Genomic DNA, 25,872 nt, shown 5'->3' on the forward strand with positions numbered 1-25,872 from the left:
TACACACGAAAACACCGGCCTCTCGACCGGTGTTTTTTCATTGAGCGTTACACAGACGATCAGTGCAAGGATGCCATTTCGAGTTCAGCCTCGAAGGCATTGGCAACAGCAGCTTCCCGGCTGTCTGCGAGCAGGATCGGCGTGCCATCCGCATTCTGAAGCGCGTAAAGCGTAACGTTGTCGTGCAGAGGCGGAACGTCCGGAAACATTTCCTTCAGATCACCTGCCTTGATCGGCTTGATATAGGCAACATCACCCGTACCAAGTTCCGTCAATTCGTCCGCCGACATGAATTCGGACAAAAGTGTAAGGTCTGCCCAGTCCGGGCTGTTGGGATCGTGCATCAGTCTTTCTCCGTTCTCTTTGCCAACGAGGGTCTATTCGCCGCTGGAGATTTCTATTTTTCTTATCACGCGTTCCGGTTCGGGGCGTGCCAGATCGATGGACAGCAAACCGTCTTTCAGATCGGCACCGAGGATCTCAATACCCTCTGCCAGAACGAATGCCCGCTGGAACTGCCGCGCGGCGATGCCGCGGTGCAAATACTCACGGGACTTGTCGTCCACCTGCCTGCCGCGTATCACCAACTGGCTTTCTTCCACCGAAACATCGAGTTGTTCTCTGGTGAAGCCGGCAACCGCCAGAGTGATCCGGATGACATCTCCCTGGCCTTCCACTTTCGGCAGACGTTCGATGTTATACGGCGGATAACCGTCATTGGCGGCCTTGGATACGCGATCGAGCACCCGCTCGATATCGTCGAACCCGAGCATAAACGGGCTGGAAAACGCTGACATGCGTGACATCCTCAAAGTCCTTGTTGAAGCGACCTTGCGCCCAGACCCATCAAGGCATCCGGACCGGAACCCGAAGGTTCCGTTCACGATTAAATATGGAGCCTAGTTAATTTTGATTCAAGGCAAGTGCGATTTTCACAAGTAAATCCCGTCAACAACATGGTGATCTTAGAATTCCGCTCGAAGATGCGGGTCTCTTTTCAATAACTTGGCGAGTGCCGCCAGTGCCTGGCGAACCGCAGGTTCGTGCCTTTCATCCTGGTGCATAACCAGCCATCTTTCCGTCTGTAGGTCGTCAATCGGCTCTGTCATCCGCTGAAGATCTCGAAAGGCTTCGCCGACAAACAACGGCAACAGCATTCGACCAGCGCCCTGACGCACGAGCGAAAGCGCATGGACCGCCTTGTTGACGGTTACCGTGATCTCGTCGCCGTGATGTTCCCTGATCCAGCTCCCCGTTGGAAAATGCGCCTCGTCCTCAACCACGCCGATCCAGCCGAAATCCGCTTCTTTAGTGGCCGATTTTGCCTGATAGACAGCGTATCTGACCGTACCGATTTTCCGGCCTGCCAGCCATTCCTGCTTCGGCCGCCGGCTTCTGACACCAATATCGATCTGGCGGCGGGCAACATCGCGATTGTGCGGGTCGGCCAGGAACTCGGGTACCCAGCTCGCCTCCGGTGACCAGAATTCACCGATATTGTCCATGAGCAGGCGCGCGGTCCAGTCGCCTGCGGAGATGCGGACACGGCGTTTGGTTCTACCGCTTTCCCGCCACCTTGAAATCGACTGCGCCACCTCGTCCATGCCCTCGAGCTGCAATACAAGCTCCCGGCCGGCCTGGGTCAGCACGTAGCCGCGCGCCTCGCGCTCGACCAGCCTGACATTCAGGCTCTTTTCCAGTGAAGAAACACGTCTTCCAAGGGTCGCCGCACTAACGCCGGTTTTTTCCGCTGCGCCCGCCAGCCCGCTTGCCTTTGCAACGGCAAGAAACAGCCGTAAATCTTCCCAATCCATAGTTTGTTTCATTTTTGAAACCTCAATTTCAATTCAAAAACATACAGATATCGCTCACTCGTGCGAAATTCTGCATCAATCCTGACATTGAAATCAAATATGAGAGGAAATTGCAGATGCCAGTCCCCTATTCTCTCTCGAACCTTCGCAAGCCTGATTGCGACGACCCGCTTGTATGGAACGATCCGCGCCGGGAGCTTTATCCTTACCACCAGGACCTCTGGCCGGAAGAGGTGCCAGAGCATGTCCGCTATGAAAGAGAGGCACTTGAACTTCGCCGGCAAAAACAGATCGCGCTGCTTCGCGCCTTCGTCCGGTTTCGCTGGATTCCGGTTTTATTGTCCTTCTTATTGAAACCGCGCCTGCCCCGCCCGATCCTTGAAGATCCAATGAAACCGGAACGGCAGCCCGATTGCCCTGATTGCTGCAAATAATGCCTGTGCAAATGCAGCCTTGCCGCGGAGGCCGCATTCTTTCGGATGCGGCCCGTATGGCAGTGTTATTTGCTTCCCATCAGATGGCTGCCGTGCGGGTTGTCGATGACCATTTTCCAGGACCCGTCCGGCTGGCGCCGCAGTACCGCGATCGACAGACCGTCACCGGTTACCGGATTTCCCTCAGGGTCCCGGCCGTTCATCCGCCAGGGAGCGATATGTATGGCCAAGTCGCCTTCAACGATCACCTCGTGTCCGGAATATGAGAACTTCGGAGAGACAGCCGCGAACTGTTCAAAGATTTGCCGTGCAGCGATGCCGTCCGACACGGCCTCGCCCGGCTGAAACATGATGGTCTGGTTGTTCTCGTAGGTTTTCATGACCTTGTCCAGATCGCCCGCTTCGAACGATCGCGTCATTGTCTGAACGAGTGCCAGAACGTCTTTTTCATCCTGTGTCATGTCTCCGGTTCCTTCTGCATGTATTGGAGTGGAAAGAGTTGAAAGGGCGATGGCAATTGCGATTGCCCCCATGCGGATTGGACGCTTCATCTCGTGTCTCCTTCGGTTTGTCAGGCAAAGCGGTGCCAGCCCCGCCTGTTGCCAAGCTGGTTGGAAAGTCAGATGTCTGGCGGAACGGGACTAAAGCGCGTGTGAAAGAATGCGGGTCAGCCGGCCGCGGATGTCTTCCGGGCACATCTGGCCGGGAACGGCCTGCTGCAGCTTGAACGATTTCAGGTCATCAACGACTGAGGCGATCTGCCGTTTCGCGGTGGCATAGTCGAGAGGCGATCCGGCAGAATTCGGGTAAGACCCGCTGCGAACCCTTCCCGATTTGATCGCGGCCGGTAGGCGTCGCGGACAACTGCACTTGGCCTGATTGCTGACCAACCCGCAGTGCTGACTGGTAAAGGCAATCACCTCGTTGCGAGCCCTCGACAAACGTTTCCTGTAAGTCGCCGGCGTCAGCTCCAGAATTTGTGATGCTTCGGTATGGCCCAATTCGAAAACATCACCAAGGACATAGGCCAGTCGCAGGTCCAGGGTCAGACACAGCAGCATCGCCATCGTGCAGGAGGTGCGTAGCTCATTGAGCAGCAGCGCCTGATCGGGTGCGGCGGGCGGATCGGCGACAAGCCCGGTTTCCAGATCGGCAGCGAACATTTCAAATGTCAGACCCAGGTCCCGGTCGCGCAGTTTCCTGGCATTGAGAATATGGCGAACGGCAATCTGGTAGGCCCAGGTTGACAGGGCGCTCTCGCCGCGAAACGTCGACAGCTTGGTCAGAATCTGGATCAGGATTTCCTGGGTCGCCTCGCCTGCGTCGTCCGGATTGACCAGGACCCGCATTGCCAGGGCATAGATCCTGTCCTGAAGCCCCGCCAGCACGTCCTCAAGGGCCTGCCGGTCACCGGCCTGGGCTGCTGTCACCGTCTCAAGGGAAACGTCACCGCTTGTCATCGCATGGTCCTGTTAGCTGTTGCTCTATAGTGTTAGAGGGGATGAGCGGGAAATGTGTGACATATTTTTTTGATTACGTGGCGGCTTGCACGATAGGGCATGAAACGTCACTCTGCGCTCCCGTCCTCCACGTGCTGTTCAGACACGAGTTTCAAATGACCCGCGACGAATTCGACGCCTTTTGCAGTGAATTGACTGCCACCACCCATGTCATCCAGTGGGGCAATGCCTCCGTCTGGAAAGTCGGCGGCAAGATTTTCGCGATCTGCTCCCGCTGGGGCGATGGCGATCATCAGCGCATCGGCTTCAAGTGTTCGGACCTTTCCTATTCGCTGCTGATCCAGCAGGAGGGCATGATCCCCGCGCCTTATCTTGCCCGGGCAAAGTGGGTGCAGATGGAACAGGAAGGCGCTCTTTCCGACGAGGACCTGAAGGCCTATATCGTCGCCGCGCACAAGATTATCGCGGGCAAACTCACCAAAAAAGTCCGGAAAGAGCTTGGCCTTGGCGCGTGAATTTCAAGGAAAGTGGCGCTCGCTGTCACTCCTGATGATTGCCGAGGTTGCCGGCATGAGCCTGTGGTTCATGTCTGCTGCCATTCTGCCGGACCTCACGCGGGAATTTCAGATTTCCGAAATGCGCCAGGCGGCCCTATCAAGCGCCGTCCAGATCGGGTTCGTGGTCGGTGCGCTTGCGTCTGCATTGCTCGGTCTTGCGGACCGGATCGATCCGCGCAAGCTCTTTGCCTTTTGCGCCATCGCCGCGGCGCTTTTCAACGCCAGCCTTCTGGTTGTCGAGCCGGGCGGAAGCCTTTCCATATTTGCGCGCTTCGCAACGGGCGCATTGCTTGCCGGTGTCTATCCGGTCGGCATGAAGATCGCCGTCGGCTGGGGACAGAAGGATCGGGGTTTTCTGGTCGGTACGCTTGTCGGCGCTCTCACCCTTGGTTCTGCCGCGCCGCACTTGCTGGCACTGCTGGGTGGTGCAGACTGGCGCTGGAGCCTGATCGTTGCCTCCATCGCATCCGCTGCCGGCGGGGCCCTCTGCCTCTTTGCAGCGCTCGGACCGTTTCATGCCAAGGCCCCGCGCATGAAAGTCGAGGCGATCTTTACTGCCTGGACCGATCGGAAAATCCGCTACGCTTATGCCGGATATCTCGGGCACATGTGGGAGCTCTATGCCATGTGGGCCTGGATCGGCGTTGCGCTGACGCTTTCTTTTTCCGCTCATCTTCCGGAAAGCGAGGCCGTATCCCTGTCGCGCCTGATCGCCTTTCTGACGATTGCTGCCGGGGGCGTTGCCAGCGTCATCGCCGGCATCGTTGCCGACCGGGTTGGCAAGGCAAACATCGCAATCCTCGCCATGGTCGTCAGCGGATCTGCCGCCATCGCATCAGCCATCACATTCGGCGGTCCGGTGTGGCTGACGATCCTGTGCGTTTTGATCTGGGGCGCGGCGATCCTGCCGGATTCTGCCCAGTTCTCCGCGCTCGTTGCCGACTACGCCCCGCCCGAACAGGCCGGCAGCCTGATGAGCTTCCAGACCGCCCTCGGCTTTGCGCTGACGTTTTTCACTGTCCAGCTCACACCGCTTGGCGCGGAGCTGATCGGCTGGCCCGGCATGTTCGCCCTGATGGCGATTGGTCCTGCCTTCGGGATCGCGGGGATGTTGCGGCTGAAGCGGATCAGTTGAAGTGAAAAAAACGAACCACAAAGCGGCAGCAGTGCTTTATGTTATTCTAGTCGCCGCATACTTTATTTTCATCAATCAAGAAATTGAATCCAGATATACTGCTAAATTGGGTTTTTGTTTATTGTTGATACCCCTTTACTATTTTTTTGTTTACTTCAATAATAAAAGAAAACGAGGCAATCACTCTTATATTTCAGAGACTATTGCCTGTGCTGTTGGCTGGCTCGTTTATTTTTTGCTGTTAAACCTGTTTCCAACGCAAAGATTTTTAACGTTTGCCTTCGGTTTTCAAGTTTTGTTTTCCGCTTATTTGAGCCTGGTTTTTCTTGCGAAGATTATGCTCAAGATCACGGGCGAAGATGATCGGTTCTAAGTCTCTTATGTGGCGAGTTTCAGCCATTAGATGTCCTTTTAAAAGGTGTTTCCGCAGCTAACGGTTCTAAGAATGTTTCAGCTGATTGAAATTAGCTAGTGTCGAGTGAAACCAGTCACGCAACCTCATCCTGAGGAAGCGCGAGAGCGCTGTCTCGAAGGATGGGCGGCAGGCTCAGTGCCGCGTGGTCCATCCTTCGAGACGGCCCGTCCGGGCCTCCTCAGGATGAGGTTCTTTCCCTACAGTCGGGCGGCAGCGGCGCAGTGAAATAGGCCGGGCCACTCCAAGGTTGTCATCCCGGTTTGCCGCACAAGCGGCAAGACCGGGATCCAGTGATCCGTATTGGCAGCAAATGAAATAGACGATCAGACAAGCGGTTACTGGATCCCTGCCTGCGCAGGGATGACAAGGGAAAGACAGAGCCCTATCGCGTGAGATCTCAGAGCTTTTGCCTCTCACTTGTTCAGGGAGACAATTGAGAGAATGACGACGCCGGATAGGTAGCCCAAACGTGCTGCCAAACCCGGAAGCAACCGGCGAAATCACCCTCATCCTGAGGAAGCGCGAGAGCGCTGTCTCGAAGGATGGGCGGCAGGCTCAGTGCTGTGTGGTCCATCCTTCGAGACGGCCCGTCCGGGCCTCCTCAGGATGAGGTTCTTTTCCCTGCGGTCGGGCGGCAGCGGCGCAGTGAAATAGGACGGGCCATTCCAAGGTTGTCGTCCCGGTTTGCCGCACAAGCGGCAAGACCGGGATCCAGTGATCCGTATTGGCGGCAAATGAAAAAGACGATCAGACAAGCGGTTACTGGATCCCAGCCTGCGCAGGGATGACAAGGAAATAGACAGAGCCCTATCGCGTGAGATCTCAGAGCTTTTGCCTCTCACTTGTTCAGGGAGACAATTGAGAGAATGACGACGCCGGATAGGTAGCCCAAACGTGCTGCCAAACCCGGAAGCAACCGGCGAAATCGCCCTCATCCTGAGGAAGCGCGAGAGCGCTGTCTCGAAGGATGGGCGGCAGGCTCAGTGCCGCGTGGTCCATCCTTCGAGACGGCCCGTCCGGGCCTCCTCAGGATGAGGTTCTTTCCCTACAGTCGGGCGGCAGCGGCGCAGTGAAATATGACGGGCCACTCCAAGGTTGTCGTCCCGATTTGCCGCACAAGCGGCAAGACCGGGATCCAGTGATCCGTATTGGCGGCAACTGAAAAAGACGATCAGACAAGCGGTAACAGGATCCTTGCCCGCGCAGGGATGACAAGGGAAAGGAAGAGATCCCGGATCACGTTCCGGGTATCAGGGACGACAATTATTGAGCTTATGTGGCTTCAGGTCGCCAGCACACTTCCGTCAATCAGTCCTGCGAACGCGGAATTCCGGCGAACGTCGGCTTAGCGAATGTCCATGAGGCTATGGCGCACCGATCCCGGATCTCCGCTTTGCTGCGTCCGGGATGACGTTGGATGGGGTATCTTGGATCAAACGCTATTATCGATGTCTACTGCTTCCTGTGACTTGGCCTTCGTCACCCCGGACGAACTTGAGTGAGATCCGGGGCCGGGGAGCAACGGCGCGTGCATCTGTGTTCAGTAGAGCTTTTGCCGCCTTGGTCACAGCTCACGCTGCGCTCGACAAGGACGACGTGCAGGGCGAATTCTCAGACTTCATGAGGCCGGCGGCTGTCTTTTGCGTTGTCATCCCTGCGCAGGCAGGGATCCAGTACCCTCTAGCCTGACCGTCTTTGTCATTTGCCATCCACACGGATTACTGGTTCCCGGTCTTGCCGCGTGCGCGGCAAACCGGGACGACAACCTGCAAGGTTCCCATCATATCCCACCGCATCACCACGGCTCTGCTTTTGGAAGTCCGGTCTCGTCTCGAGGCAGTGACAGCGCTGTCTCGAAGGACGGGCGGCAGTCTCAGTGTTGCGTGGCCCACCCTTCGAGACAGACCTTCCAGTCCTCCTCAGGATGAGGTTTTTTTCCCAATAGTCTGGCGGCAGCGGCGCAGTAAAATAGGACGGGCACGGCGAGATCCGGGATCTTGAAAAACAAACCCAGGATCGATGAGAAAACGGGTCCCGGATCTGCGCGTTCGCTTGTCCGGGACGACGAGACGGTTTTCAGTTTAGGTCCCGTCCATCACCAGCTCGAATTGCGAAAACCCGAAATCCTTGCCGTTGATCCTGAGGCCGATGGCTTGCGTCCCGCCATAGTAGACGCGGGTGGTGATCGGCCGGATCGCGTGATCACGGGACAAAGATACCGTCTCGCCCGGCTCAAGTTTCACTTTCGTCCACTTGAAGACCTTCGGCGCCAGCGTCCCGTTCGCCTTCATGAAGTGGACGAGATAGTCGATCACGAGATCCTGTGCTGTCCGGCCTGACGAACGCAGCTCAATGCCGAATGACACAGCGCCGCCGTAGGTTACCCTGGGCGTTTTGATGTTCGGACCACTCACCGTGATTTCAGGTGGCTTGAGGCCGAAGGCGGTCAGCGTTGCGGCATGTCCCTGTTTGATGAGCGAGCGGCAGGCGTGACGCACCAGCTTTTGCCGGTTCCTGTCAGCGCCCTGCAGCCAGCGTGTGGCGATATCCGCGACAAGGTCCGGATGGTCCTTGGCAATATCATTCAGATGATTGGCGACGGAACGGCGGACATATTCCTCCGGATCGTCCTTCAAGGCTTCCAGAAGCGGCAGGGTCGGAGACGGGTCTTCAACGAGCTTGTTCAGCCGCATGCCCCAGGGCAGGCGCGGGCGGGTGCCTTCGGACACGAGGCGGCGGACATGGACGCTATCATCCTTGACCCATGGCGTCATGATGGTCAGCGCGCGCTCCTGGTCCTTGTCGAGGAATGGGCGCACCTCGAACTCCGCCGTCGCGCGCTTGGTCATATCCTTCAGGAGCGCGAAGGATTTTTCAAAGTCGTCCAGGCCGTGATCGGTCACGACCATGCCGAGCGGCATCATGCCCCAACCCCGGATTCCTTCGCAGTTGCTTGCCCGGTCGACACCCTCGTTTTCAAGCGGGTGGAGGATCGATCTCAGAACGTGAAACTTCGCGTCGAGTGTATCAGGCAGGATCTTGCCGGTCTCGTCGGCAATAAGCCGGGCCCGCTGTTTCAGTTCGAGCTTGTCCAGTTCGGCCAGGATGGCAGCTTCATAGGACGCGCGGTCGAACCCTTGAAGATGCCGTTCGATGTGCAATCCGAGACATTTTACCAGGTCCGGTGAAATCTTGTTTTTGAATGGTTCCATCGTCGGTCCTTGCAGGTGGCGGTTTGTTCGCACCCTCTTTGCCAGAAGTGAAGATCCCGTCCCAGCCTCTTCCTGCCACTCTCCTGACAAGCACCGTCAGGATGAAACCAAAAGGCCACCCCGGTTGCCCGGAGCGGCCTTTTCGAGACGGACAACACCCTCGTTCGCCGTCCGTCCCAAGCCTGATGATTTTCCGTAGATCCGGCGGCCAACTGGTCACCTTTTCCTACTTTCACGCCGATCACTGCCGTAAACGAATACCGTCTTTAGCGAAAACCATCTCGTCTTTCGCCTCCCAGGCGAGACCGCAGCTTTCGCCCTCGGAGGGGATCGGCAGAGCGCCTTCCTGGCGCACTGTAACGTCTTCACCATCAAGAAGTTTCAGGTGAATCAGCGTCTCTGCACCGAGTGGTTCGGAATAGACGACCTTGCCGGCATAGTCGGTTTCGCTTTGAGCCACAGTTCGGATGTGTTCGGGGCGAATGCCGACTTTTGCACCACCTTCAACGCGCCGCCCGAGTCGGCCTGCATCCAGGAAATTAGTTGACGGCGATCCAATGAAACCGGCAACAAATTCCGTTGCGGGATCCGCATAGACTTCCAAAGGCTTACCGATCTGATCAGCCACCCCGCCGTTCATCACGATCATCCGGTCGGCAAGCGTCATTGCCTCGACCTGATCATGGGTCACGTAAAGCGATGTCACACCAAGATCGCGCTGGAGCGCCTTGATCTCGAGACGCATCTGGACGCGTAATTTGGCATCCAGATTGGAGAGTGGCTCGTCAAACAGGAAGACAGCCGGTTTGCGAACAATCGCTCGGCCCATGGCAACACGCTGGCGCTGTCCACCGGACAATTCGCGTGGCTTTCGCGTGAGATAAGGCACCAACTGCAGGATCTCCGCTGCATTCGCCACGCGCTTTGCAATTTCATCCTTCGGCACCTTCGCGATCTTCAGGCCATAGGCCATGTTGTCAAAGACGCTCATATGCGGATAAAGCGCATAGTTCTGAAACACCATTGCGATATCGCGGTCCATCGGCTCAACCGAGTTGACGTTGCGGCCACCGATCAGAATGTCACCGGAGGTGACGGTCTCAAGGCCGGCAACCATCCGCAGCAAGGTTGATTTCCCGCACCCTGAAGGTCCGACAATCACGATGAATTCTCCATCGGCGATATCGATGTCAACACCATGGATGACCTCTGTATTGCCGTAGGACTTCCGGAGGTTTTCAAGGGTAACAGTCGCCATTTACTTTTCACTTTCCACTAGACCGCGCACGAACAGCCTCTGCATTCCGATCACCACAAGCACCGGAGGTATCATAGCCAGGATCGACGTTGCCATGATGACCGGCCAATCGGCGGTGTCGTCACCGGAAGGGAACATCTGCTTGATGCCCATCACGATCGTGTTCATGGAGGGGTCGGTGGTGATGAGGAGCGGCCAGAGATACTGGTTCCATCCATAGATGAAGAGAATAACGAAGAGCGCGGCGATATTCGTCCGGCTCATCGGCAGAAGGATGTCGAAGAAGAACCGCATCGGCTTAGCACCGTCCACGCGTGCGGCTTCAGCAAGCTCGTCCGGAACTGTCATGAAAAACTGCCGAAACAGGAAAGTCGCGGTCGCGGACGCAATCAAAGGGAGGATAAGACCCGAATAACTGTTCAGCATTCCGAAATTGGCGATCACTTCGTAGGTCGGCACGATCCGCACTTCGACCGGTAGCATGAGCGTCAGGAAGATCAGCCAGAAGAACAAGTGCCGTCCCGGAAAGCGGAAATAGACGATCGCAAAAGCCGATAGCAGCGAGATCGCAATCTTCCCGAGTGCGATTCCAAGTGCCATGACCATCGAATTCACGAGCATAATGCCGACAGGAGCGTTAACGCCCGAGGTCAATGCCCGGGCGTAATTCTCGAAGAATTTGTCTCCCGGCAGGAGTGGCATCGGTGGCCGGACGATTGCCTGCTGATCGACTGTCGAGGCAACGAACGCCAGCCAGATCGGGAAGAAGATGAAAGCGACGCCGACAATCATGCCCAAATGCGTGAGCCAAAGGCCGCTGCTGCGCTTTTCGACCATGCCGTTTTGTTGCGCCATCAGTAGTGGACCCTGCGTTCGATGTATTTGAACTGAACCACGGTCAGGATCGAAACGATGAGCAGAAGGATCACGGATTGTGCTGCCGAGGATCCAAGATCCTGACCGACAAACCCGTCGGAATAAACCTTGTAAACAAGGATCGTGGTAGCCTGTTGCGGCCCACCGCTGGTAATCGTGTGAATGACGCCGAAGGTCTCGAAAAAAGCGTAGATGATGTTGACCACCAAGAGAAAAAATGTTGTCGGCGACAGGAGCGGGAAAACAATCGTGCGAAAGCGCGTCCAGAAACGCGCGCCATCAATTGCGGCCGCCTCGATCACCGATTTCGGGATTGCCTGAAGACCGGCAAGGAAGAAGAGGAAGTTGTAGCTGATGCGTCCCCAGGCACTGGCAACCACAACAAGACCCATCGCCTCGCTGTCATTCAACACGTGGTTCCAGTCGTAGCCAAGAAGCCCCAGATACCAGGTCACCACACCGACTCGCGTGTTGAACATAAAGAGCCAGAGGACTCCGGCGACCGCGGGCGCAACAGCATAAGGCCAGATGAGCAACGTCCTGTATGTGCCCGACCCCTTGATCAACCGGTCGGCCAGAACTGCCAGATAGAGAGCAACCCCCATCGAGACGACAGTGACCAGGGTCGAAAAGATCGCCGTCGTCACAAAGGACGCCCGGTAAAAGGAATCCTTCAGCAGGAACTCAAAATTGCCGAGCCCCACCCATTTCATGGACAGTCCGAACGGGTCCGGAATGAAAAGCGACTGCCAGATCGCCTGGCCCGCTGGATAGAAAAAGAAGACTGCCGTTATGACAATCTGTGGGGCAATGAGCAGCAGCGGCAGCCACATGCCTTTGAAAGTGACGCGTTTTTCCATGGCAAGACCGTGTGCCACCCCAGAAACCGGGGCGGCACGTCGTCATGATGTCACTGTGCGGACTGTTCAAAGCGTCGCAGCAGGGCGTTGCCGCGTTCCACTGCAGAGTCGAGCGCTTCCTGTGCGGATTTGTCGCCCGACCACACGCCTTCGAGTTCTTCATCAATGATGCCGCGGATCTGGTCAAACGAACCAAGCCGAAGTCCTTTGGAGTTCGCTGTCGGTTCTTTCGCGGTCATTTGAATGACGGCGATGTCCGTTCCGGGGTTCTGCTCATAAAAACCCTGTGAGCGGGTCAGGTCACCGGCCTCAGCCGTGATCGGAAGATATCCGGTGTCCTGGTGCCACTTGGCCTGGATCTCAGAGCTGGAGAGGAAGTCCATGAAAGCTGCTACGCCTTCGTACTCATCAGCTTCATGGCCCTCGAGCACCCAAAGAGAAGCACCGCCGATGATCGTGTTTTGCGGCTCACTGGCCACCGCAGACCAGTAAGGCAGTGGACGCACTTCGAAATCAAACTCGGCTTCCGATTTGATACCGGCATAACCTGCAGAAGATTCTGTAAAAAGAGCGCATTCACCTGCACGGAAGTTTGCGCCACCTTCGTTCCGGCGGCCCGCATAGATGAATTTGCCGTCCTTCGCCCAATCACCCATTGCCGAGATATGAGCAACTTGCGCCGGACTGTTGAACGCCAGCTCGGTATCGGTCCCGGCAAAGCCGTTGTCCTTGGTGGCAAATGGCGTGTCGTGGTAGGCGGATAAGTTCTCGAGGTGGATCCAACTCTGCCAGGCGGTCGTCATCGGGCACTCGACACCGGCTGCTTTCAGCTGATCGAGGACTTCACTGACCTGCTCCCAGGTCGACATATCGGTATCAGGATCAATACCTGCCTCAGAAAGCTTGTCGCGGTTGACCCAGAGGACCGGCGTCGAGGAGTTGAAAGGAAGCGAAAGCATGTTCCCGTCGGGGGAGGTGTAGTAGCCCTTGACCGAGCCGATATATTTCGACTGATCGAAGCCATCACCCATGACCTCGTAGACCGGTTTGATTGCGCCCTTAGCGCCCATCATGGTCGCCGTGCCGACCTCGAACACCATCAGAATGTGGGGCTGCTCACCGGCACGGAAAGCGGCAATGCCAGCGTTCAGTGTCTCGGAGTAATTGCCCTTGTGGCTGGCAACGATTTTATAGTCGGACTGAGACCCGTTGAAGGTGTCTACCTGCTCGGCAACCAATTCTCCCAACCGGCCTGTAAAGGCATGCCAGAAATCGATCTCGGTTTGCGCAAATGCGGTGGAAGTACCCAGAAGGGCAGCCGCTGCAACGAGGCTGGCGACGGTCTTACGATAAGCCATATTCATTTGCTCCCATGTCAAAGGGCATTATGCCCCGGTCAGCAGTTGGTTTTTCCGGTACCGAAATGGCTTCGCCGGCACCTGAAACGATAACGCCTGCGTTTCGTATTGTTTTCATATGAACGTTGTATGACGCTCATATGAACATTTAAACACGCCTTAACTGCGTCCGCAAACAGGAACGAATTTATTGTTTCACGCGCCCGTCAGATCCTAGGAAATCGGCGCTTCTTTTTACATCGCTTCAACGGACAAATAGCTGTAACAACTGCTGGCCAAGAACCTTGCAACCAGCATCTCCCCCCCTTGCCGGCGCCTGAACTCACGAAAGATTAGTCGGCTCACATGAAAGTTCGGCGGCGTTCATATGAAAGAATAGTGACAGGTCGCGGGTGGTTTTCCAAGGGCACCGGCAGTATCTTTTTGCATCGAGCGAGCGCCAAAATTCGACGATTTTCCGGCCTTCAATAACGCTCTTGTTGCTCTATGTTGGAAAACACTGTTCTTTGAAGCAGATCCTTATTTCAGCAGAGAAACCCTATTTCGTTCCATGTCCTTGCCTTTTTCTTCCGTTTATCCGCTCAAGAGGGCCCGCGCCCATGAAGTGTGCGGTGAAGGCGGGTTGGTGTTCGCTGCGATCACCGCGGGCCTGGCCTCCGGCTCGGTTGTCTGGGTTTCGGAACGCTGGCGGCCCGTGGTCAATCCGGAAGGTCTTGCGCCCTATTGCGACCCTGGAAAACTACTGCTGACCCGTGCAGATACACCGCTGAATGTTCTTGCCAGTGCGGAAACGGCACTGCGCTCCGGAGCAGTCGGCCTTGTCGTTGCCGAACTCAACGCTCCGATCGGCCTGACGGAGGGCAGGCGGCTGCAGCTGGCCGCGGAAACCGGCGGAACCACCGCTCTGCTCCTGATCCCGGAGGGCGGCGGCAGCAATGCCACAGAGACCCGATGGCACTGCACGGGCATGCCGGCATTTGAGACTGCCCGTCAAAACAGCCCCGTCTCGAGCGGCCCCACCTCGAACAGCCCTCGTCAAAACGACCATGACTCGACTCCCTGGCGGTGGTCGCTTATAAAGAACAAAATAGGAACATTGTCAGATTGGGTAGTGCGTTGGGATGCAGCGGCGCATCGTGTCATTGTGGTTTCCGAGACTGGCGGCTGAGCGTTCGCTCCGCGCCAACCCCATTGACGCGCCCTTTGCCCTGACCCTTTTCGACCGCAATTCGGAACGCGTCTATGATCTGTGCCCGCGCGCGGAAGCTGCCGGGCTCAACCGGGGCATGACGCTGGTTCATGCCAGAAGCTTCTGCCCGGGTCTTCTCACCCGGCCTGCCGACCCGAAGGCCGACCAGCGGTTCCTGCGTCTTCTGGCCCGGTGGGCAACCCGCTATTGCCCCTGGGTCGGGTTCGACGGGCTCAACGGCCTCTTTCTCGACATCACCGGTTCGGCGCATCTTCTGGGCGGGGAAGAACCGCTTCTCGATGATATCCGCGCCCGGCTTGCCCGGGCCGGTCTCAGCGCCCGGCTGGGCCTGGCATCAACGCCGGGCGCGGCCTGGGCGCTCGCCCGCTTTGCCGAAGGCATCGCCCAGCCGGGCGAGATCCTTGCCCGCATCGGCCCCCTGCCGCTGCCGGCGCTGCGTCTTGCCGACCAGACCTGCACCAGCCTGGAGCGGCTCGGCATTGCCACCGTTTCCGACCTTTACAATCTGCCACGGGCAAATGTTGCAAGACGCTACGACCCGGAAGTCCTGCGCCGCCTCGATCAGGCGCTTGGCGCCATTCCCGAGCAGATCTCGCCCCTGAAGGAAGATCTCAGCTTCGCCGTACGCATGACGCTGCCCGAGCCGATCGGGCTCCTCGACGACGTGATGGCCGGGGCGGAGCGGCTGATCGGCCATCTGTGCGAGCAGCTGGATACGGCCCAGAAGGGCGCGCGCAGCCTGAAACTGACCTTCCGGCGGGTAGACCAGGAAAACCAGGCGGTCGAGTTGCGCCTGGCCCGGCCGATGCGCGACGGCGACCGGATCCTCGCTCTTTTCGAGCGTGGGGTCAGTGCGGTCGATTCAGGCTACGGCATCGACATGATCCGCCTGGAAGCCACTCAGGTGGAAGAGCTCGGCCCCCGCCAGCTGACCCCGTCGCAGGCGCTGGAAAAGGACAGCCTTGCCGATCTCATCACCCAGCTCGGCAACCGGATCGGACTTGAGAACATCCTGCGCTTTGCTCCGGTCGACAGCCATATCCCGGAGCGCAGTTTCAAGCTGGTGCCGGCGGCCTACAGCATGCCGGTCCGTGCCTGGCCCGCCCGGCGCACGCGCCCGTTGCGCCTGTTCCCCCCCGAGCCGATCACCGGTTCGGGCGCCACGCCGCCCGGCCGCTTCCGCTGGCGCGGCCGGGCGTTGACGACACTCAAGGCCGAAGGGCCGGAGCGGATCACGCCTGCGTGGTGGGAGGGCGACGACGACTGGACACGGGGCCTGCGCGACTACTGGCGCGTTGCCACCGGCCAGGGCCAACGGCTTTGGCTGTTCCATACACCGCAGAACCCGGGCTGGTATGTGCAAGGGGAGTTCGGCTGATGACCTCTTCCGCTGACCTCACCCCACCTTCCCGCCGTCATCCCGGCCAAGCGCAGCGCGCGCCGGGATCAGGGAGGCACGGGCGCTCCGGTTTTTCCTCTATGCCGGCCGGCAGCCCCCGGTTCTCCGATCCCGGATCTCCGCTGCGCTGCGTCCGGGATGACGAGGGAGAGATGGAGGCGCTTCGGATAATGCCTGCCCAGACGCCCGGCCGAACCTGGAAGCTGTTCCGCAAAACCGGCCTCATCCTGAGGAAGCGCGCAGCGCTGTCTCGAAGGATGGGCGGCATATTCAGAGCCGGGTGGCCCATCCTTCGAGACGAACCGGAAGGTTCTCCTCAGGATGAGGTCTCGGGGGCAGAAGGCGGCATGTCCGTGGCACAGCCTTCCTTCGTCATCCCGGCCAAGCACAGCGCGCGCCGGGATCGAGAAGGCACCGGCGCTCTGGTTCGTCCTCTGCCCCGACCGGTAGCTCCCGGTTCCCCGGTCCCGGATCTCCGCTGCGCTGCGTCCGGGATGACGAAAAGAGAGCGAGGGGCATTCGGATAATGCCTGCCCAGACGCCCGGTCGAACCTGGAAGCTGTTCCGCAAAACCGGCCTCATCCTGAGGAAGCGCGCAGCGCTGTCTCGAAGGATGGGCGGCATATTCAGAGCCGGGTGGCCCATCCTTCGAGACGAACCGGAAAGTTCTCCTCAGGATGAGGTCTCGGGGACAGAAGGCGGCATGTCCGTGGCACAGCCTTTCTTCGTCATCCCGGCCAAGCACAGCGCGCGCCGGGATCGAGAAGGCACCGGCGCTCTGGTTCTTCTTCTGTCCCGACCGGTAGTCCCCGGCTCCCCGGTCCCGGATCTCCGCTGTGCTGCGTCCGGGATGACGATGGAGAAGTGGAGGCGGTTTGGCGGGTCTCTATTGAGGTTTCAGATGCACAATACCGTCCCGGCCTTGAGCCGGGACCTCCACACCGCCTGCCTGCGGGACGCCCCGGCTCAAGGCCGGGGCAGCCAAGCGGATGCGTCTCCCTTCTGCACCCGTACTCCCCGATTAAGTCAGGGAGGGCTGCCGTGAGAAAAAGGGACATCCGATGACCTCTCATGTCTTGCCGGAGAGCCTGCACTGGGATGTTCCGCGTCATGCGGAGCTGGCCGCGACCTCCAACTTCACCTTCCTGCGCGGGGCCTCTCATCCGGAGGAGCTGGTGACCCGGGCCGCCGAGCTCGGGTTGGAGGCGATTGCGATCACCGACTGGAATTCTCTCGCCGGGGTCGTCCGGGCCTATTCGGCGCTGAAGGAAATCAGGCGTGCGGCCAATGAGGACGGCGTGAAGATACGCTCTCATTCCCAGATCGATTCCTCGTCCCGGCAGCAGACGAACGAGATCCCGCCCCTCCCCGTGCCGGAGACCCTCAAGCTGCCGCGGCTGATCGTCGGTGCGCGGCTGGTGCTTGCCGACAGCCCGGTCGACTTTGTTGCCCTGCCGACCAACCGGGCGGCCTATGAACGGCTCAGCCAACTCCTGACCCTCGGCAAGAGGCGCGCGGAAAAGGGCGATTGCCATCTGGACTTTCAGGATGTCGTGAAATTTTCCGAAGGCCTGATCTTCATCGCCCTGCCCCACGGCGATCATGCACCGGACGCCTTTTCTGAGGCGGCTAAGAACCATATCCGGACGCTCCGCCAGGAAGTGCCCGGCCATGTTTTTCTGGGCGCCGCACCACGCTATGACGGCACCGACCAGAACTGGTTCCGGACTTGCGCGAAAGCCGCCCATTCGCTTGCCACCCCCATGGTCGCGGCCGGTGACGTCATGATGCATCATGCCGGGCGGCGGCGGCTTGCCGACGTGCTGACCTGCATGCGCGAGGGCTGCACCATCGACGAGATCGGCACGCGGGCACTGGCAAATGGCGAGCGGCGGCTGAAATCGGCATCCGACATGGCCCGGCTCTACCGGCATCATCCGGCAGCGCTCAGGCGCACCGTCGAGATCGCCACCCGCTGCAGCTTCGACCTGTCCGAACTCTCTTACGAATATCCGGACGAGATCACCGATGGAGAGAACCCGCAGGAACGGCTGGAGCGGCTGACCTTCGAAGGCCTTGAGATGCGCTACCCCGCCGGAGTACCGGAACATGCGCACCAGCTGGCGCAGAAGGAGCTCAGACTGATCCGCAAGCTCAACTTCGCGGCCTATTTCCTGACCGTCCACGACATCATCCGCTTTGCCCGCAGCCGGCATATCCTGTGCCAGGGGCGCGGCTCGGCGGCCAATTCCATCATCTGCTACGCGCTCGGCATTACCGATGTCGGTCCGGAAACGATCACCATGGTGTCAGAACGCTTCATCTCCGAACACCGGGGCGAGCCGCCGGATATCGATGTCGATTTCGAACATGAACGGCGCGAGGAGGTAATCCAGTATGTCTATGAGAAATACGGCCGCCACCGGGCCGGGCTCTGCGCGACCGTGATCCATTTCCGCACCCGTGCGGCAATCCGCGAGGTCGGCAAAGTCATGGGTTTGAACGCAGATGTCACGGCGGCCCTCTCCGGCCAGATCTGGGGCAGCTCCAACAGCGGGCCGGACGATGCACGCATGAAGGAACTGGGGCTCGATCTTGCCAACCGGCGGGTTGCCCAGACCGTCGACCTCATCCGTGAGATTATCGGCTTTCCCCGCCATCTCAGTCAGCATGTCGGCGGGTTCGTGATCACGCAAGGAAGGCTGGACGCGCTCTGCCCGATCGAGAATGCCGCTATGGAAAACCGGACTGTGATCGAGTGGGACAAGGACGACATCGACGCGCTTGGCATCCTCAAGGTCGACATGCTCAGCCTCGGCATGCTGACCTGCATCCGCAAGTCCTTCGACCTGATCGACACCCATCACGGGCAGGAGTTCACTCTCGGCACCGTGCCTCAGAGTGATACTGCGACCTACGATATGCTGTGCAAGGCCGATGCGATCGGCGTCTTCCAGGTGGAAAGCCGGGCACAGATGAACTTTCTGCCGCGCATGCTTCCGCGCGAATTCTACGATCTCGTCATCGAGGTGGCGATCGTCCGCCCCGGCCCGATCCAGGGCGGCATGGTGCATCCCTACATCAACCGCCGCCAGGGCAAGGAGGCGATCTCCTTTCCCTCAAAGGAACTGGAGGAGGTGCTCGGCAAGACGCTTGGTGTGCCGCTGTTCCAGGAACAGGCAATGCAGATCGCCGTCGTTGCCGCCGGGTTCACCCCGTCGGAAGCCGACAAGCTGCGCCGCTCCATGGCGACCTTCCGGCGCATGGGCACGATCGGCCAGCTCCGGGAGAAATTCATCTCCGGCATGCTAAAGCGCGGCTATGAGCTGGAGTTCGCCCAGAACTGTTTCGGCCAGATCGAGGGCTTCGGCGAATACGGGTTTCCCGAAAGCCACGCGGCCGCCTTTGCCATGCTTGCCTATGTTTCGGCCTATCTCAAATGCCACTTCCCGGCCGAGTTCGCCTGCGCGCTTTTGAACTCCCAGCCGATGGGGTTCTATGCCCCGGCGCAGATCGTACGCGACGCGCGCGAGCATCAGGTCGAGGTCCGGCCTATCTGCGTCAATACCAGCCTTTGGGACAACACGCTGGAACGGCGCAGCGACGGCGCGCTGGCGCTCAGGCTCGGCTTCCGGCAGATCAAGGGCATGCGCGAGGAGGACGCCGACTGGATCGTCGCGGCACGCGGCAACGGCTATCCGGACACCGAGACCCTGTGGCTCCGCACCGGCGTGCCGCCGGCAACCCTGGAACGGCTGGCGGAGGCCGACGCCTTTGCCGGCATGGGGCTCAGCCGCCGGGACGCGCTGTGGCAGGTGAAGACCATCCGCAGCCCGAAACCGCTGCCGCTCTTCAACGACCCGATCGACGGGGAGGCGATCTTCGAACCGGATGTCCTGCTGCCCGCCATGCATCTCGGGCAGGAGGTGGTGGAGGATTATCTCTCCACCCGCCTGACCCTGCGCGCGCATCCGATGGAATTGCTGCGCCCGCATATTCCGAATCTGACGCCGCACGACCGGCTGGCGCGGCTTACCCCGTACGAAGCGCGGCGCGTTTCCGTTGCCGGCCTTGTCATCACCCGCCAGCGCCCCGGCACGGCCTCGGGCGTCATCTTCATCACTTTGGAGGACGAAACCGGGGTCTCCAACGTGGTCGTCTGGCCGAAGATGTACGAAAAGTACCGCGCCGCTGTCATCGGCGGACGGCTTTTGAAAGTCACCGGACGGCTGGAACGCGAAGGCATCGTCGTCCACCTGATCGCCGACCATATCGAGGACTATTCCAACCGCCTCGCCCTGCTCGGTCATCCCAATGACGACATTCTGGTCGAAATGACCACGCGTGCGGAAGAGGTGCCCGTCCATCTCAAATCAGACGCCCCGAAACCACGCGCCATGCACCCGCGCGAGCAGGCAAAGAAGCTGTTTCCGAGCCGGGACTTTCATTGACCTGCACCTAAGCTTTTGCCTATCGACCGCGTTCAAGTCCAAGAGGAGCATCGAACACGACTGTAGACGTCACGTACCATTGGCCCGGATTGAAATCGTAATTCGTCGAAATCCGGCACCACGCGCCGCCGCAAGGCGACATCATGGTGATCACATTGGCCGGATCGAGCGGATAGAACCCTGCAAAAGCAGGTTCGGTGATGATTCCAAAAAAAATCTGAGGAACACCGACATACAGAAACCGGACAACAGACGCCCGCTTCGCGTCGTCTTCGGCGCCTTCCTTTTTCAATGTAGGCGAGCCAAGCTCTACTCCACAGGAGTGAAGGCCGCCCTCATCATTGTATCTCACATACCAGAATGGATGACCGCCGGCAGCATCCAGCTCACTGTCGCCGGTCTTGGTGATGGCGAACCAGTTGCCATTCCATCCCGGTCTTTCACGACCCAATGTGTGAATGTCGTCGCCCGCGATTACAAAACCCTTGGGCGCCGCTTCAACAAGGCTCTTCTCGCCACGGTAAAGTGAGCGGCACATAACCTGCGTTACCCGAAAAATCGTCCAAAGACCGAAAAGGTCCTCTTCAGGTGTCACGAGCGAAAAAGAGTTGAGATACAACGAATAGTCACCTCGGCCTTCAGCGCCGAGAACATCGGGATCGGGTTGCCTCGAATTCTTCACTGCGCCAAAGCCGTGTGGCTCGAGCAGCTGGAACTGGTCATCGGCATCGAAGATAAATTCATCCTGCGCCGCAGCTTCAGAAAAGCCAGTGAACAAGATGACGAGAAGTACCTGGATCGTTGCGGACCAGGGGACCCGCCTGTTCATCAGGAAACTTAGCCGTTTTGGATCACTTGTATTCGCGACTGACATCTGCGGCTCCTCTGCATCTTAGACGGGCGTGAAGTTTCAAATCCGTCCGTCACTCATTCGCGTGCAGGTCAGATTACCGCATTGTTCGTTGAAAAAGTCATTGACGCTGCGACGGCCACTGAACCTCTGAGCAACCCCGATACAACCGGTTCGCCCCACGTTATCGGACGCAGTTCGCGCCCTCGTTGTCTACTCCATGCGCTTCCTCAAGGGGGCAATCGATGCTCACCCCTTGAAGCAGCCGCTTGGCAAATACGCTCAGCTCCCCTCCACGAAAACCGGTCCAAAGGCACCGGACGCCATTTCAAGTGACCTTAGGTAAAAATTTTTGCATTCGTATGCAAACATGTTACCCTAGCCTTGGACAATGCGGTCAACGCACGATCCAGGGGAGGAGATTGAGCAATGAAAAGAAGGACATTTCTTGCGGCGATTGCGGCCGCGAGCCTGGCAACCACTGCGCTTCAGGCAGTTGCCGAGGACTTGCCGTACGGCCTGACCGCCGGGAAACCCTATGAAGGCACCAAGCTGAACATCCTGAGCGTCGTCACGCCGCAATTCGACGGACTGATGCTGCGCGACGGCGAGTTTACCGAGCTGACCGGCATTGAAACCGAATGGACCTTCATTCCCTTCGGCAGCCTGCAGGAAAAGATCAACGCCGAAGGCATCGCTGCCAACGGCACGTTCGATGTCGTCAACTATCTCGACAGCTGGGGCCCGCCTAATTCTCACTGGCTGATGCCCATCGACGACCTGATGGACCGTGACGGGATCTCGATGGACCGTTACCCCGCTGCCTTCGCACGCTCCGCACAATTTGAAGGCAAGACGCTCGGCTTTCCGCTGCGCGCGCACCCGCAGCTGATGTTTTATCGCAAGGACCTCGTTCCAGAGCCGCCCACTACGTGGGAAGACGTGGTTCGCATCGGCAAGGAGTTGAAAGAAAGCCATCCGGATGTCGCACCGCTCGCGCTTTATTTCAACAATGACGGCAACCGGCAGAACCTCTTCATCTGGCTCAACTTCCTGTGGGCCGCCGGCGGGGACGTTTTCAATGACGACTGCACGCCGGCCTGGACCAGCGAAGAAGCCCTCAAGGCAACCGAGGATTACATCGCCCTGCACACCGTGCACGGCGTGACCAATCCGAATTCCGTGGCCTTCGTCGAACAGGATGCCCGCCAGTCCTTCATGCAGGGCAACTCCGCGATGATCCCCGTGTGGTGGTGGGCCTATTCGGGTTTCTACAATCCCGATTCCAGCACCCTGACCAAGGATCAGGTCGCGTTTACGGGCATGCCCTCTTACCAGGGCACCACAAAGACCTACGCGATCTCCATGCCGTTTTCGATTTCGGACTATTCGCAAAACAAGGACGCGGCATGGGAGTTCATGAAGTGGCTGTCGAACCCGGACATGGACAAGGCCAACGCGGTTGAGCGCGAGGTTGCCGGCAAGCCTATCGTCAACAACGTGGTCACGCACATCTCCTCCTTGCAGGATGCAGATGTGAACGCCGCCAATGACGGTATCCAGGCGGCGGCGTGGGAGTCCTTGAAGGAGTCAGACATCATGCCCCAGATCGCCGAGTGGCCCGAGGTTGGCGATCTGCTATCAGCAGCCATTGCGGAAGCCGCTGCCGGCGGGGACGTACGCGAGCTGATGACCGGCGCCGCCGAACAGGCAACACGCGTTCTGCGCCGCTCCGGCTGCATCCAGTAAGGTCACCGGGCCCTTCCCTCTCACAGGGGAAGGGCTCGTTCTCCAATGCGCGACAACACACTCAAATACGTGCTGGTGCTTCCGGCCGTCCTGGTGGTCTTTGCCACCGCAATCTGGCCGCTTATGGAAAGCGCCCGGCTGTCGGCCACTGTCGGCCGGCTGAACCGGCCCGGTTCACTCGATCAGTATATCGGGCTGGAGAACTACACCTGGGCCTTTTTCGAGGAACCGTCGTTCTGGAATTCGGTCTGGGTAACGGGTGTCTACACCCTGCTCACGGTGGGACTGACAACGCTTCTCGCCCTCGGACTTGCGCTTCTATTGGCACCAGGCGGACGCCTCCGCTCAGGCGTGCAGACGCTGCTGATCCTGCCGTTCGCCATGTCACCGGCACTGATCGGCGTCTCGTTCCGGTTCATGTTCAATCCGGAGTTCGGCCTGTTCGACGCCTTCTTTGGCGTGGTGATGCCACCGCTTGCCGACGTGAGTTGGCTGGCCGACCCGACACTTGCATTTGCCGTCTGCGTCATGGCCGACGTCTGGGGCTGGATACCCTTCCTGACGCTCGTGCTCATTGGCGGGCTTGCCTCGATCCCGCAAGATACGATCGAGGCCGCACAGGTCGACGGTGCCTCCGGGTGGCGGGTCTTCAGGGACATCACCTTGCCGCAACTCGGACCGGTTCTTGCCGTGGTGATCATTTTGAAGTCGATCTTCTCGCTCAAGACATTCGACCAGATCTTCATGCTGACAAACGGCGGCCCCGGCACAGCGACGCAAACGCTCAGCCACTACATCTATTTCAACGGGATGAAGTACGGGCAGATCGGGTATGCGGCCTCCGTCGCCTGGCTGATGGTCATTCCGATGATCCTCCTGACGTATCTCTACGCCAAATACGTGTTCCGGAAAAACTGAGATGACGGGAAAACAACGCAAACAGGTCTGGAACGCGGTTCAGCTGACGCTCATCATGATCGCCACCTTCATCATGCTGGTCCCGATCGTCTGGATCTTTCTGGCAGCCTTCAAGACGCACGTGGATGTCTACCAGCTGAAGCTTTTCTTCACGCCGACGCTGGAGAATTTCAGCACAGTGTTCGATGATCCATACCGGCTTGGCGAAAAGCTCTTCAACTCCACGATTGTCGCACTGGTCACCGTGATCTTCGCGATTCCGATCGCAACCTGTGCGGCCTATTCCTTCAGCCGGTTCCGCTTGCGCGGTGAAACCACAATGCTGGTCATGATCCTGGCCACGCAATTCGTGCCGGCAGTCGTGATCATCCTGCCGTTTTTCGTAATGTTCCGCGATGTCGGGCTGCTGGACACGAGGCTGGGACTGATCCTCGTAAACCTTGCGATCGTCATGCCCTTCGCGATCTGGATGATCAAGGGCTTCATCGACGGCATCCCGATGGACACGGAAGAAGCGGCCATGGTGGACGGGTCTTCGCGGCTTCAGGTGATCTGGAACATTGTCCTTCCAATGGCCGCTCCGGGGCTTCTGACCGCAGCGATCTTCTGCTTCATCATCGCCTGGAACGAATTCCTGTTTGCACTGATCCTGACCAACAAGAACGCCGTGACGCTGCCCATCGGGCTGGCTCTGTTCAAGGGTGAGGAAGGCGATCTTTGGAACCTGCTTTCGGCTGCGGGGATCATCATCATGGCGCCGATGTTCGTGCTGGCGCTGCTCATCCGAAAATACTTCGTACAGGGCATGACCATGGGAGCCGTACGCTAGATGGCAGAAGTCATTCTCAAGAACCTGAGCAAGCGCTGGGGCGACTTTGTCGGTGTCGACAACCAGTCGCTGGACATTCACGACAAGGAATTTCTGGTGCTGCTCGGGCCGTCCGGCTGCGGCAAGACAACGACCATGCGGATGATCGCAGGTCTGGAAGAACCGACTTCCGGCGAAATCTGGATCGGGGAGCGGCAGGTCAACGACGATCTGCCGAAGGATCGCGATGTCGCCATGGTGTTTCAGAACTACGGCCTTTACCCGCACATGACGATCTTTGACAACATCGCCTACCCGCTGAAGGTGCGCGGCACGCCAAAGGCGGAGATCCGTCCGCGTGTCGAACGGGCGGCCGCGCAGGTGGAGCTGACCCAGTTCCTGGATCGCAAGCCAAAGGCGCTTTCAGGCGGGCAGCGTCAGCGTGTGGCCCTTGCGAGAGCTATCGTTCGCACGCCCAAGGTCTTTCTGATGGACGAGCCGCTTTCGAACCTCGACGCCAAGCTTCGTGTCACGATGCGGGCGGAGCTCAAGCACCTCAGCCGCGAGCTCAAGGTCACGACCGTCTATGTGACCCATGACCAGATCGAAGCCATGACGCTCGCCGACCGGGTTGCGGTGATGAAGCACGGGATCATTCAGCAACTCGGCACGCCGGATGAAATCTACAACGACCCGGCCAACCTTTTTGTGGCGGGCTTCATCGGCTCTCCGGCGATGAACCTCGTGCGTGGCAGGATCGAAGGCGGGCAGTTTCTGACCGAAGATGGCGTCAAGCTTTCGCCGATCGCGTCCGAAGACCGTTCCGAGGTCGTTCTGGGTGTGCGCGCCGACGATATCAATGTTCACGAGGCTGGCGAGGGAGACATCGATGCGCCGATCTATGCCTTTGAAAACACCGGTGAAGCGTCTTTTCTGACCGTCGAATGGGGCGACCAGCGGGTGATCGCACGCGGCGACCGTCACCTTCGCAAAGACCAGGACGACGTCGTCGGCCTGAGCCTCAATCCGGACCACCTTTATCTCTTTGACCCAAACACCGAAAAGCGTATTCGGCTTTGAGAGGTGTTTTTCGCGGAAAGGCCGGTAT

The 25,872-nt window shown here is 58.8% G+C and carries 23 protein-coding genes; 12 read left to right on the top strand and 11 right to left on the bottom strand.

The window, feature by feature from the left end; genetic code table 11:
* Positions 1-59: 59 nt before the first annotated feature.
* The 3 genes from Q0915_RS17095 to Q0915_RS17105 form a co-directional block, all read right to left on the bottom strand.
* Entirely contained in the window at positions 60-344 is a 285-nt protein-coding gene (locus Q0915_RS17095) for a DUF1150 domain-containing protein (RefSeq protein WP_299476004.1), read from the bottom strand.
* 33 nt (positions 345-377) lie between these two features.
* The gene (locus tag Q0915_RS17100) at positions 378-806 is read right to left on the bottom strand and encodes an Hsp20 family protein (protein WP_299476006.1); all 429 of its coding nucleotides are present in this window, start codon (positions 804-806) and stop codon (positions 378-380) included.
* A gap of 159 nt (positions 807-965) precedes the next feature.
* Entirely contained in the window at positions 966-1,814 is an 849-nt protein-coding gene (locus Q0915_RS17105; protein ID WP_299476009.1) for a LysR family transcriptional regulator, read from the bottom strand.
* A 116-nt stretch (positions 1,815-1,930) separates the two neighbouring features.
* Between Q0915_RS17105 and Q0915_RS17110 the strand changes: the two genes are divergently transcribed.
* Positions 1,931-2,248 carry a hypothetical protein gene (locus Q0915_RS17110; RefSeq protein ID WP_299476011.1) on the top strand — a complete coding sequence of 106 codons (318 nt, stop codon included), beginning with the start codon at positions 1,931-1,933 and terminating at the stop codon, positions 2,246-2,248.
* Positions 2,249-2,313: 65 nt separating this feature from the next.
* Here Q0915_RS17110 and Q0915_RS17115 read toward each other — a convergent pair whose 3' ends face one another.
* Both Q0915_RS17115 and Q0915_RS17120 read right to left on the bottom strand, forming a co-directional pair.
* A complete protein-coding gene (locus Q0915_RS17115) occupies positions 2,314-2,799 on the bottom strand; it encodes a DUF4440 domain-containing protein (protein ID WP_299476013.1) in 486 nt (161 codons plus the stop codon).
* 90 nt (positions 2,800-2,889) lie between these two features.
* Positions 2,890-3,708, bottom strand: a complete 819-nt coding sequence (locus Q0915_RS17120) for an RNA polymerase sigma factor (protein ID WP_299476015.1) — start codon at positions 3,706-3,708, stop codon at positions 2,890-2,892.
* A 155-nt stretch (positions 3,709-3,863) separates the two neighbouring features.
* Here Q0915_RS17120 and Q0915_RS17125 point away from each other — a divergent pair, with 155 nt between their 5' ends.
* From Q0915_RS17125 to Q0915_RS17135, 3 genes are read left to right on the top strand one after another with little or no spacing between them, the layout of a single operon-like run.
* Positions 3,864-4,223: an MmcQ/YjbR family DNA-binding protein gene (locus tag Q0915_RS17125; protein WP_299476018.1), complete on the top strand. Its 360-nt coding sequence runs from the start codon at positions 3,864-3,866 to the stop codon at positions 4,221-4,223.
* Positions 4,213-5,400: an MFS transporter gene (locus Q0915_RS17130; protein ID WP_299476021.1), complete on the top strand. Its 1,188-nt coding sequence runs from the start codon at positions 4,213-4,215 to the stop codon at positions 5,398-5,400. The genes Q0915_RS17125 and Q0915_RS17130 overlap by 11 nt, the downstream gene beginning before the upstream one ends.
* 1 nt (position 5,401) lies before the next feature.
* On the top strand, positions 5,402-5,773 hold the full coding sequence (locus Q0915_RS17135) for a hypothetical protein (RefSeq protein ID WP_299544352.1): 372 nt from the start codon (positions 5,402-5,404) through the stop codon (positions 5,771-5,773).
* A 2,123-nt stretch (positions 5,774-7,896) separates the two neighbouring features.
* Here Q0915_RS17135 and Q0915_RS17140 read toward each other — a convergent pair.
* From Q0915_RS17140 to ugpB, 5 genes are all read right to left on the bottom strand, one after another.
* Complete coding sequence (locus tag Q0915_RS17140) at positions 7,897-9,027, bottom strand: DNA alkylation repair protein (RefSeq protein WP_299476024.1); 1,131 nt, start codon at positions 9,025-9,027, stop codon at positions 7,897-7,899.
* Between the two features lie 241 nt (positions 9,028-9,268).
* Positions 9,269-10,285, bottom strand: coding sequence for a sn-glycerol-3-phosphate ABC transporter ATP-binding protein UgpC (gene ugpC, locus Q0915_RS17145; RefSeq protein ID WP_299476027.1), 1,017 nt, complete (start codon positions 10,283-10,285; stop codon positions 9,269-9,271).
* On the bottom strand, positions 10,286-11,122 hold the full coding sequence (ugpE, locus tag Q0915_RS17150; RefSeq protein ID WP_299477065.1) for a sn-glycerol-3-phosphate ABC transporter permease UgpE: 837 nt from the start codon (positions 11,120-11,122) through the stop codon (positions 10,286-10,288).
* Positions 11,123-11,139: 17 nt separating this feature from the next.
* The gene (gene ugpA / locus Q0915_RS17155; protein WP_299477067.1) at positions 11,140-12,021 is read right to left on the bottom strand and encodes a sn-glycerol-3-phosphate ABC transporter permease UgpA; all 882 of its coding nucleotides are present in this window, start codon (positions 12,019-12,021) and stop codon (positions 11,140-11,142) included.
* Between the two features lie 50 nt (positions 12,022-12,071).
* A complete protein-coding gene (ugpB, locus tag Q0915_RS17160; protein WP_299476031.1) occupies positions 12,072-13,379 on the bottom strand; it encodes a sn-glycerol-3-phosphate ABC transporter substrate-binding protein UgpB in 1,308 nt (435 codons plus the stop codon).
* A 550-nt stretch (positions 13,380-13,929) separates the two neighbouring features.
* On the opposite strand from ugpB, the gene Q0915_RS17165 reads away from it, so the two are divergent.
* The 4 genes from Q0915_RS17165 to Q0915_RS17180 all read left to right on the top strand — a co-directional run bounded on the left by Q0915_RS17165 (position 13,930) and on the right by Q0915_RS17180 (position 20,439).
* Positions 13,930-14,547, top strand: a complete 618-nt coding sequence (locus Q0915_RS17165; protein ID WP_299476034.1) for a hypothetical protein — start codon at positions 13,930-13,932, stop codon at positions 14,545-14,547.
* Positions 14,501-15,967 carry a DNA polymerase Y family protein gene (locus tag Q0915_RS17170; protein WP_299476037.1) on the top strand — a complete coding sequence of 489 codons (1,467 nt, stop codon included), beginning with the start codon at positions 14,501-14,503 and terminating at the stop codon, positions 15,965-15,967. Before Q0915_RS17165 ends, Q0915_RS17170 begins: the two co-directional genes overlap by 47 nt.
* Entirely contained in the window at positions 15,967-16,515 is a 549-nt protein-coding gene (locus tag Q0915_RS17175) for a hypothetical protein (RefSeq protein ID WP_299544355.1), read from the top strand. The genes Q0915_RS17170 and Q0915_RS17175 overlap by 1 nt, the downstream gene beginning before the upstream one ends.
* Before the next feature lie 534 nt (positions 16,516-17,049).
* Complete coding sequence (locus Q0915_RS17180; RefSeq protein WP_299476040.1) at positions 17,050-20,439, top strand: error-prone DNA polymerase; 3,390 nt, start codon at positions 17,050-17,052, stop codon at positions 20,437-20,439.
* Positions 20,440-20,458: 19 nt separating this feature from the next.
* Here the strand turns inward: Q0915_RS17180 and Q0915_RS17185 are convergent, their stop codons facing one another.
* The gene (locus Q0915_RS17185) at positions 20,459-21,313 is read right to left on the bottom strand and encodes a hypothetical protein (RefSeq protein ID WP_299476043.1); all 855 of its coding nucleotides are present in this window, start codon (positions 21,311-21,313) and stop codon (positions 20,459-20,461) included.
* A gap of 405 nt (positions 21,314-21,718) precedes the next feature.
* Here Q0915_RS17185 and Q0915_RS17190 point away from each other — a divergent pair, with 405 nt between their 5' ends.
* From Q0915_RS17190 to ugpC (Q0915_RS17205), 4 genes are read left to right on the top strand one after another with little or no spacing between them, the layout of a single operon-like run.
* Positions 21,719-23,038, top strand: a complete 1,320-nt coding sequence (locus tag Q0915_RS17190; protein WP_299476046.1) for a sugar ABC transporter substrate-binding protein — start codon at positions 21,719-21,721, stop codon at positions 23,036-23,038.
* 45 nt (positions 23,039-23,083) lie between these two features.
* A complete protein-coding gene (locus Q0915_RS17195) occupies positions 23,084-23,956 on the top strand; it encodes a sugar ABC transporter permease (protein ID WP_299476049.1) in 873 nt (290 codons plus the stop codon).
* A 1-nt stretch (position 23,957) separates the two neighbouring features.
* Complete coding sequence (locus Q0915_RS17200) at positions 23,958-24,785, top strand: carbohydrate ABC transporter permease (protein ID WP_299476052.1); 828 nt, start codon at positions 23,958-23,960, stop codon at positions 24,783-24,785.
* Positions 24,786-25,844: a sn-glycerol-3-phosphate ABC transporter ATP-binding protein UgpC gene (gene ugpC, locus Q0915_RS17205; protein WP_299476055.1), complete on the top strand. Its 1,059-nt coding sequence runs from the start codon at positions 24,786-24,788 to the stop codon at positions 25,842-25,844.
* Positions 25,845-25,872: the final 28 nt, after the last annotated feature.

This window comes from uncultured Roseibium sp. (assembly GCF_947494555.1).
Taxonomy (GTDB): domain Bacteria; phylum Pseudomonadota; class Alphaproteobacteria; order Rhizobiales; family Stappiaceae; genus Roseibium.